This window comes from Cyanobium sp. LEGE 06143 (assembly GCF_015207535.1).
Classification (GTDB): Bacteria; Cyanobacteriota; Cyanobacteriia; order PCC-6307; family Cyanobiaceae; genus NIES-981.
The window spans coordinates 1-2,661 of sequence record NZ_JADEWP010000257.1; the positions used below are offsets into that span (position 1 = coordinate 1).

3 protein-coding genes and 1 pseudogene are annotated in these 2,661 nt (G+C 68.8%); all 4 read left to right on the top strand.

All coding sequences use genetic code 11. The features are described 5' to 3' along the window. A pseudogene (gene psb32, locus IQ216_RS13180) lies at window positions 1-668 on the top strand (photosystem II repair protein Psb32); the annotation flags it as partial. Between the two features lie 6 nt (window positions 669-674). Then, window positions 675-1,820, top strand: coding sequence for a proton extrusion protein PcxA (gene pxcA / locus IQ216_RS13185; RefSeq protein WP_193815832.1), 1,146 nt, complete (start codon window positions 675-677; stop codon window positions 1,818-1,820). Next, window positions 1,807-2,388, top strand: a complete 582-nt coding sequence (gene cobU, locus IQ216_RS13190) for a bifunctional adenosylcobinamide kinase/adenosylcobinamide-phosphate guanylyltransferase (RefSeq protein ID WP_193815833.1) — start codon at window positions 1,807-1,809, stop codon at window positions 2,386-2,388. The genes pxcA and cobU overlap by 14 nt, the downstream gene beginning before the upstream one ends. Before the next feature lie 4 nt (window positions 2,389-2,392). Next, window positions 2,393-2,661: tRNA (cytidine(34)-2'-O)-methyltransferase (locus IQ216_RS13195; RefSeq protein ID WP_304523991.1), on the top strand; the 269-nt coding region annotated here is incomplete at its 3' end.

Below are 2,661 nucleotides of genomic sequence, written 5' to 3' on the forward strand. Positions count from 1 at the left end.
GCCCCAGCCTGCGGCGCTGCTGGGCGGCGCTGGTGAGCCTGCTGCTCCTGTTCGGAGCCGCCACCCCTGCCCTGGCTGTGTCGGCGGCGAGTTTTCCTGCCGGTGCGCCCCAGGAGCGGGTGCTTGATCAGGCCCAGGTGCTCAGCCGCGCCGCCAATGGCGAGCTGAGCCGGGAGCTGGATGCTCTGCAGGCCGCCCAGGTGGAGGCCCATCTGGTCACCGTGGAGCGGCTGGACTACGGCATCAGCCTGCGCCAGCTCGGCCAGCAGTTGCTGGAGCGCTGGGCGGTGCAGGGCAGTGACAAGGGCCAGCTGTTGTTTCTGATCGACACCAAGACCAACACCGCCGCCGTGGTGGCGTCTGCGGCCCTCGACAGMYGKSTNAWCRMMGASMKGCTCAAGAGCACGGCCCGCACCACCATGGCCCAGCCGATCCGCGAAGGGGCCCGCTTCCGCCAGGCCAGCCTCGATGGCATCGCCCGCCTGCAGACCGTGCTGGACACCGGAGAGGATCCCGGCGAGCCCTTGCAGGTGGAGGCCTCCACACTGCCGACCAATGTGCCCACCCGGGAGGAGACCGCTGACAGCAAGGCCTTCACCTGGGTGATCGTGCTGCTGGTGGTGGGCACGGTGGTGCCGATGGCCACCTGGTGGGTCTTCTCCCGCTGAGCATCCATGGCCATCACCAACTGGCTCGGCTCCTTCCGCCGCGCCCAGGCGCTCGACCTCAGCCACGACCTGGAGCGGGGCTATGAGGCTGCCCTGCTGATTCAGACCATCGAGCTGGAGCACTACAACGACCGCCCGGTGCGTCCTGAGATCGTGCTTCCCCTGCCCGCCGGCGCCCAGGCGCAGCTGCTGCGCCGTTTCCAGGCGGCCCTGGAGGTCTGCCGGCAGAGCCTGGCGAGCCTGGGGCAGCATCGCAGTGAGCTGGTGGGCCAGGAGCTGCGCCAGCTGCAGTTGATCGAATCGGTGCTGGCGCGCTACGACGGCAGGCGCAATCCCCTGCCCGCCATCAGCCGCACACCCGAGGTGTTGCCCCGCAGCCTGCTGGGCGTGGTGAACCAGGTGCGCCGCCAGCTCGATCCGGAGGCTGAGGCCAACATGGTGGCCGGCTTCCGCCGGCGCCGCGATTCCACCCTGGTGTCGCTGCGGATTCTGCTGTTGCTGGTGCTGGTGCCTGTGCTCGTGCAGCAGATCAGCCGCACCTATGTGGTGTCGCCCCTGGTGGATCGCTTCGCCACCGACTATGCCTTTCTGAGCTACCCCAAACCCCAGCTGGAAGAGCGGGCCGTCGAGCAACTGCGGGTATACCGGGCCGAAATCGAATTCGATTCGCTGCTCAGGGGCCAGGAGCTGCCCAGTGCCACCGAGCTGCACACCAAGCTGGCCCAGCGCGCCCAGGAGCTGAAACAGGAGGCGGATCAGGAGAGCACCCACGCCATCAAGAACGTGCTCGCCGACCTGGGCGGGCTGGTGGGCTTCGTGCTCGTGTGCGTGGTGTGGCGCCGCGACCTTCAGGTGCTGCGCAGTTTTCTGGATGAACTGGTGTATGGCCTGAGCGACAGCGCCAAGGCCTTTGCGATCATTCTGTTCACAGACATCTTTGTGGGCTTTCACAGCCCCGAGGGCTGGACCGTGCTGCTGGATGGGGTGGCCAACCACTTCGGTCTTCCCGCCCAGGAGAATTTCATCCTCCTGTTCATTGCCACCTTCCCGGTGATCCTGGCCACGGTGTTCAAGTACTGGATCTTCCGCTACCTCAACCGCGTGTCGCCCTCTTCTGTGGCCACCCTGCGCAACATGAATGGTGGCGGCTGATTCTCCGGCCTCCAGCGGCGGGGCCCTGGCCCCCCGCCGTCAGCTGGTCACCGGCCCGGCCCGCAGTGGCAAGAGCCGCTGGGCCGAGCACCTGGCACGGCAGCATCCCGGACCGGTGCTGTATGTCGCCACCGCCGGGCGCCATCTCGAGGATCCCCACTGGCAGGCCCGGCTGGAGATCCACCGCCAACGCCGCCCGCCTCATTGGGCTCTGGCGGAGCTGCAGGAGGGGCTGGCGGACGGCCTGAGCCGCTTGCAGCCGACTGAACTGGCGCTGGTGGATGCGCTCGGCTCCTGGGTGGCCTGGGGGTTGGAGCAGCCGCCGCTCAGCTGGCAGGCCAGTGTGGAGGCCCTGGCCAGCGCCGTGGAAGCCTGCCCGGGACGGCTGATCCTGGTGAGTGAGCAGACTGGCTGGGGTGTGGTCCCCCCCACGGCAATCGGCGGCCTGTTCCGCGACCGGCTCGGCGCCCTGGAGCAGGAACTGGCCCGCCGCTGCCAGCGCTCCTGGCTGGTGGTGGCCGGCCGGGCCCTTGACCTGCAGGCCATCAGTGAGCCTGTGCCGCGCTGATCCCATGCCACGAATCGTGCTCTATCAGCCCCAGATTCCGCCCAACACCGGCAATGTGGCCCGCACCTGCGCCGCCACGGCCCAGGAGCTGCATCTGGTGGAGCCCCTCGGCTTCGAGATCAGCGACCGCAGCCTGCGGCGGGCCGGGCTCGACTACTGGCCCTACGTGCCCCTCAGCCGCCACGCCGACTGGGCCGCCTTCGAGCGTCAGCGCCAGCAGTGCGGAGGAAGGCTGCTGGCCCTCAGCGCCCTCGCCACCACCCCCTACATCGC